A 6,247-nucleotide genomic window follows, 5' to 3' on the forward strand; every position below is an offset into this window, starting at 1 on the left:
CGGTTCCTTAACTCTTTAGCTTTGAGCTTCGAGTAAACAAAAATTCAATCAGACTAAAGCTGCCTACACTCAATAACAATAAACTCACTGACACCACTGCCGCTGCTTCCATTTGATAGCTGCCTAACAACTGGAATAGATACAAAGGCAGAGTTCTAAAATCTTGGCTACCAAATAAGGCAATCGCGCTTAAATCGCCCATTGCCAACATAAAGCTGATTGAGAAAGCTTGTGCCATCGGCTTACGCAGTGCACGCCACTCCACCAGCCTAAAGCGAGTGAATCCAGTCATTCCTAAACTGGCACACACATACTGATACTGCTGAGACAGGTGCAGCATAGGTTGAGCCAAGGTTTTAATCACGTAAGGCAACGCCATCAAACTGTTTACGGCAATCACGATAAAAAAAGCCAAGCTGAACACATCGGTAAATGAACGCAGCAATAAGAACAGGCCAGTACTGATCACCAAGCCCGGCGTCACCAAGATAATAGTGCCAATCAGCTCAATCTTATCTGCTCTAAAGTTTTTATTCTGCAAACGCCATGCGCGACTGGTTAGCAGGATCGCGATACCAATACCAACGGCGATAATACTTGCAAGGGAAGCAACACGAACCGAGGTCATTAACGCTGCCCAAAATGGCTCACTACTCAGTACTGTTAATGCCTGTGAGTTAATACCACTTAAAATGACCATGGCTAATGGCGGCAATACCAGCATTGAGACTATGATGATCCAAAAGCTATCCCAAGCTTTTGACCACCAGCTGTCCTTAACCAAATACTTATCTTCCGACAACTGACTAGCTGTCACAGATATAGGCTTAGACAAACGCTGAATACTCACCGCTAGTATGCCACACAACAGCATTTGCCATATCGCGAGTAACGCGCCAGCCTGCAGGTCAAAGTCGAATTTGATTGCTTGATAAATAGCGAGTTCAATGGTGGTTGATTTCGGTCCACCACCCAACGCCATCACAGTAGCAAAGCTGGTGAAGCACAGCATGAACACTAAGCCACACACATGTGGCAATTGCTGTCTTAATCTCGGCCATTCAACCCATCTAAATTTATTCCAATGGCTCATGCCCAAATGAGCACACAGTTTATGCTGCTCAGCAGGTACGGTATCTAACGCTTGTAGAAGTAAACGGCTAGCATAAGGCAGGTTGAAGAAAACGTGCGCCAACAAAATACCATTCAAGCCATAAATCGAGAATGGTAGCTCAATGTCGAAGTTCGCCAAGAATTTAGCTAACCAACCACTGTTGCCGTAAATCGCTAGCAAGCCAAATACACCGACCAACACAGGCAGAACCAAGGTCGACGCGAACAACCTTAATAACAAGGCTCGTCCAAAAAACTGTCTGCGACACAAAGCGTGTGCAATAGGTATAGCAAAGCCAACACTCAGCACTGTTGAGAGTGTCGCTTGATAAAAACTGAATTTCGTTACATGCCAATAGTAAGGATCCGACCATACTTGGCTGATATCAAGAGAAGGGGCATTGCTAAGCAATGCCCCAACTGCTGAAACCACGAAGGCGGTAATGAGTATTGCAACCCAAATCCCAACCTTAGGTGTTTTCTTTATCATAAATTGATTTTTACCGTAAATGGCTCATTCCAAACATCACGAATGAACTTTTAAATACAGAAAGCTGTTTTTTTGAAAGTACGTTAAAAAGTAAGTGCACTCTGCCATTCACGGCTCCAAGGCTTACGCTTCTCGGCGATCTCTTCAGAACTAAAGCTCAGCGCTTTCTGAGGAACCGTAAGTTGCTCGAATCCTTTTGGTAGCTCAACATCCGTTACTGGGTACATCCAGTTGCCTGTCGGCATCGCCGATTGGAACTCATCACTTAGGATAAACGCCATAAACTCATCAGCAAGTTTTTCGTTGTTGCTGCCTTTAACCTTAGCGGCTACTTCCACTTGAGTGTAATGCCCTTCTTCGAAGTTCGCTGCTGCGTACTTAGAATCGCTCTCTGCAATAATGTGGTAAGCCGGAGAAGTGGTGTAAGACAACACTAAGTCAGACTCACCTTCTAGGAACATAGAGTAAGCTTCAGACCAACCTTTGGTTACCGTCACTGTTTTCTGGGCAAGCTTCTTCCAAGCTGTCGTTGCTTCATCACCGTAAACCGATTTCATCCATAACATCATGCCTTGGCCTGGTGTTGATGTACGTGGATCTTGGTAGATAACCTTAAGATCATCACGTTGTTCAACCAATTCTTTTAAGCTCTTCGGTGGGTTTGCTAACTTCTCTTTGTTGTAAACAAAAGCAAAGTAGCCAAAATCATAGGGTACAAAAGTGCTGTCGTTCCAGCCATTAGGCAGCGTTACTGATGAAGTATCAACCTTGTGCTCAGCCAATAAACCCGTCGCCTTTGCTTCAGCCATTAGGTTGTTATCTAGGCCTAATACGATGTCAGCCTTACTGTTGCCGCCTTCAAGACGTAAACGGTTTAGGATAGACACGCCATCTTCTAGCGCGACAAAATTCACATCACAGCCACACTTTTCTTCGAATGCTTTTTCAACGGCAGGACGAGGGCCCCAATCCGCAGCAAAAGAGTCATAGGTGTATACGGTCAAAGTGTTATCTGCAGCAAAAGCAGAAAAAGAGATCGCTGTAGTTACAGCAAGGGTAGTTAATGTGAATTTCACTGGACGCTCTCCATGGTCTGAGCGGCACAGGTTTGAGGGAGGAGAACGGTAGAGGTTGTTCCTAACTCAATTCCTACGCCAGCATTATCTGGTTCAGGTTTACGGGTCCCAAGCATCTGCTTGATCTCAGCTCGCATTCATTATTTGAATGGTTCGCTCCCCGATGAGTGTTCAGGATTGTAATTTGATTTTTAACAATAAGCTATCAAGTTTAGATCAATTACGTTGATCGTAGCCCCAACGTGGCACTAAACCTTGTTCGATACCAAGATGATCAAGAATACGCGCCACCATAAAGTCGACCAGATCTTCGATAGACTTAGGTTGATGATAGAAACCCGGAGCCGCTGGCATGATAGTCACGCCCATAGTTGATAGTTTGTGCATATTCTCTAGATGGAGCGTCGAAAACGGCGTCTCACGAACCACCAATAACAGCTGACCTCGCTCTTTCATGACTACGTCTGCTGCTCGCTCAATCAGGTTATCCGACAAGCCATGAGCAATCGAAGCCAAGCTTCCTGCGGAACATGGACATACCACCATTTGCTTCGGCGCGGCTGAACCAGAGGCAACCGGCGAGAACCAGTCGTCTTTACCACATACCACCAGCTTTTCTGGGTCGCAACCTAAATGCTTAACCAAGGCTTGTTTCGCCGCATCTGGCCCAGCAGGTAACTTAAGTTCATGCTCTGTTGCCAATACCACTCGCGCTGCCGATGAGATAAGCAAGTAAACCTGATAATCGGCCGCTAAAAGGCATTCAAGTAAACGCAGGCCATAAGGCGCACCGGATGCGCCAGTGAAAGCAAGAGTTATCGCTTTGTCGTGTTTTGTCATGTTCTCAATTACTTCAAATTATAAGGTCGTGGATACCGCTAGCCTTTGAGTGCCAATCCATCCAACAGTTTCTGATGAATACCACCAAAGCCACCATTACTCATTACCAATATTTGGTCGCCCGCTTGTGCTTCTGAGACAATTTTAGCAACGAATGCATCCATGTCATCACTCACGTGTGCAGGTTGATGACAAGCATCTGCTACATCTTGTACCGACCAATCAATGTTATCCGGTTGGAATAAGTAGGTAGAATCCGCTTGCTTCAACGAATCAGCCAAAGTTTCTTTGTGTACACCACGCTTCATGGTGGCAGAGCGAGGCTCTAAAACGGCAATGATTTTCTTGGTATCGACCTTATTACGTAAACCACCGAGCGTAAGTTCAATCGCTGTCGGGTGATGAGCAAAATCGTCATAAACAGATACACCAGCCACCTCGCCTTTAAACTCCAAGCGACGTTTGGTGTTAATGAACGTCGCTAGCGATTCACAAGCAAGATCAGGTGTCACGCCCACGTGTCGCGCCGCAGCAATCGCCATCAAAGCATTGTTTGCGTTGTGGTCACCCACTAAATCCCAGTCCACGGTTCCAACACATTCGCCTTGGAAGTAGACCTCAAATTGAGAGCCATCTTTAACCAGTTTCTTGGCATCCCAATCGCCTTGCTCGCCACTTGATTCAGTTTCACTCCAGCAACCGCGAGCTAACACATCTTGAATCGAGGTGTCTTGCTTAGGTGAGAAAATACGACCATTGCTCGGCACAGTACGCACTAAGTGATGGAACTGGCGCTTAATCGCTTCAAGATCGTCAAAGATGTCAGCATGATCGAACTCTAGGTTATTCATCACCAAGGTTCTTGGGTGGTAATGAACGAACTTAGATCGTTTATCAAAAAAAGCACTGTCGTATTCATCGGCTTCGACTACGAAGAACATGCTTTCACCCAGACGAGCAGATATACCAAAGTTACCTAATACCCCCCCCACTAAGAAGCCCGGCGCATAGCCACAGTCTTCTAAGATCCAAGCCAGCATGCTTGATGTCGTAGTCTTACCGTGCGTTCCCGATACCGCCAATACCCAACGATCGTGTAGCAGGAACTCTTGCAACCACTGAGGGCCAGATGTGTATCTAAGGTTATTATCCAACACATACTCAACACACGGGTTACCACGGCTCATTGCGTTACCGATAACCACGAGATCCGGCCTTGGTTCTAATTGGCTAGGGTCGAACCCTTCGATAATTTCAATTCCTTGGGATTCCAACAAGGTGCTCATTGGTGGGTAAACATTCGCGTCACTACCGGTAACTTTGTGACCTAATTGACGAGCCAATACCGCAGCACCACCCATAAAGGTGCCACAAATTCCTAAGATATGAATATGCATAAATTGCTTCCAAACGCTTGGCTAAATAAACGATGCCTAATTAAAACGGCTTGCAATCATTATCATTAAATGGCGATTAAAAGCGAGCGGCAATGCAAAACAAATTGAGTCGACATAGTAAGTGAGATCTGTGTCGCTTAGTTCATTACCATTAAAAAGATCTAAGCTTTAGAATTTAGGTAAGCGTCTAGATGAATAAAGCCCACTTAAGAGGCAAATTCTATGGTGCTCAAATCCCCCCTAATATTCAGAGAAGTTTAAGGAAATAACATGTCTGAGATGCGCACCCTTGGTGAGTTCATTGTTGAGAAACAGAGTGACTTCCCCCATGCAAGCGGTGATCTATCATCCCTTTTGTCATCAATTCGTCTTGCTGCAAAAATTGTTAACCGTGAAATCAACAAAGCAGGTCTTGTCGACATTACTGGCGCTGTTGGTACAGACAACGTTCAAGGTGAAGAGCAGCAAAAGCTAGACCTTTACGCGAACGACAAATTTAAAGCGGCTCTAGAAGCTCGTGATCAAGTTTGTGGTGTTGCAAGTGAAGAAGAAGACGAAGCTGTCGCCTTCAATAAAGAGCTCAACAAAAACGCAAAATACGTTGTTCTGATGGATCCACTCGATGGCTCTTCAAACATCGATGTAAATGTATCTGTTGGTACAATTTTCTCTATCTACCGTCGTGTATCACCGATCGGTACTCCACCAACACAAGAAGATTTCCTACAGCCAGGACACAAGCAAGTCGCCGCGGGTTACGTAATTTACGGTTCTTCAACCATGCTTGTTTACACAACAGGGGCTGGGGTAAATGGCTTCACCTACGACCCATCGCTAGGCACCTTCTGTCTATCTCATGAGAACATGATGATTCCAGAAGAAGGCAAGATTTACTCAATCAACGAAGGCAACTACATCCGCTTCCCTACGGGTGTTAAAAAGTACATCAAGTACTGCCAAGAGAATGAGCCAAGCGACAACCGTCCTTACACATCACGTTACATCGGTTCTCTGGTATCAGACTTCCACCGTAACCTGCTGAAAGGCGGCATCTACTTGTACCCAAGCACGCAAAGTCACCCTCAAGGTAAACTGCGCCTGCTTTACGAGTGCAACCCAATTGCTTTCCTTATGGAGCAAGCGGGCGGTATCGCTTCAGACGGCGCTCAGCGTATCATGGATATCAAACCAACTGAGCTGCACCAACGTGTACCTTTCTTTGTTGGTTCAACAAACATGGTTCGTAAAGTAGAAGAGTTTCTTGAGCTTAACCGAAACTAATCCCCTCGTTAGTTTCTCAAAGTAACGTCATTAAAAAAGGTTCATCGCGG

At 45.5% G+C, this 6,247-nt stretch carries 5 protein-coding genes and 1 riboswitch; of the genes, 1 reads left to right on the forward strand and 4 read right to left on the reverse strand.

Translation table 11 applies throughout. The annotated features are described in order from the left end of the window. Positions 1-7: 7 nt before the first annotated feature. The 4 genes from thiP to mpl all read right to left on the reverse strand — a co-directional run bounded on the left by thiP (position 8) and on the right by mpl (position 4,916). Positions 8-1,603: a thiamine/thiamine pyrophosphate ABC transporter permease ThiP gene (gene thiP, locus BCT34_RS06075; RefSeq protein WP_076656618.1), complete on the reverse strand. Its 1,596-nt coding sequence runs from the start codon at positions 1,601-1,603 to the stop codon at positions 8-10. 83 nt (positions 1,604-1,686) lie between these two features. Beyond that, the gene (thiB, locus tag BCT34_RS06080; protein ID WP_076656615.1) at positions 1,687-2,679 is read right to left on the reverse strand and encodes a thiamine ABC transporter substrate binding subunit; all 993 of its coding nucleotides are present in this window, start codon (positions 2,677-2,679) and stop codon (positions 1,687-1,689) included. Between the two features lie 53 nt (positions 2,680-2,732). After that, positions 2,733-2,852, reverse strand: a riboswitch (TPP riboswitch). 43 nt (positions 2,853-2,895) lie between these two features. Next, positions 2,896-3,519 carry a flavin prenyltransferase UbiX gene (locus BCT34_RS06085; RefSeq protein WP_016787846.1) on the reverse strand — a complete coding sequence of 208 codons (624 nt, stop codon included), beginning with the start codon at positions 3,517-3,519 and terminating at the stop codon, positions 2,896-2,898. A 38-nt stretch (positions 3,520-3,557) separates the two neighbouring features. Next, positions 3,558-4,916, reverse strand: a complete 1,359-nt coding sequence (gene mpl, locus BCT34_RS06090) for a UDP-N-acetylmuramate:L-alanyl-gamma-D-glutamyl-meso-diaminopimelate ligase (RefSeq protein ID WP_076656612.1) — start codon at positions 4,914-4,916, stop codon at positions 3,558-3,560. A gap of 270 nt (positions 4,917-5,186) precedes the next feature. Here mpl and fbp point away from each other — a divergent pair, with 270 nt between their 5' ends. Beyond that, the gene (gene fbp, locus BCT34_RS06095; protein WP_076656609.1) at positions 5,187-6,197 is read left to right on the forward strand and encodes a class 1 fructose-bisphosphatase; all 1,011 of its coding nucleotides are present in this window, start codon (positions 5,187-5,189) and stop codon (positions 6,195-6,197) included. Positions 6,198-6,247: the final 50 nt, after the last annotated feature.

This window comes from Vibrio sp. 10N.261.45.E2, assembly GCF_002875705.1.
Lineage (GTDB): Bacteria > Pseudomonadota > Gammaproteobacteria > Enterobacterales > Vibrionaceae > Vibrio.

Bases quoted from the DNA above. Each gene is read 5' to 3' on its own strand.
- thiP (WP_076656618.1), bottom strand. From the start codon at position 1,603: ATGATAAAGAAAACACCTAAGGTTGGGATTTGGGTTGCAATACTCATT.
- BCT34_RS06085 (WP_016787846.1), bottom strand. From the start codon at position 3,519: ATGACAAAACACGACAAAGCGATAACTCTTGCTTTCACTGGCGCATCC.
- mpl (WP_076656612.1), bottom strand. From the start codon at position 4,916: ATGCATATTCATATCTTAGGAATTTGTGGCACCTTTATGGGTGGTGCT.
- fbp (WP_076656609.1), top strand. From the start codon at position 5,187: ATGTCTGAGATGCGCACCCTTGGTGAGTTCATTGTTGAGAAACAGAGT.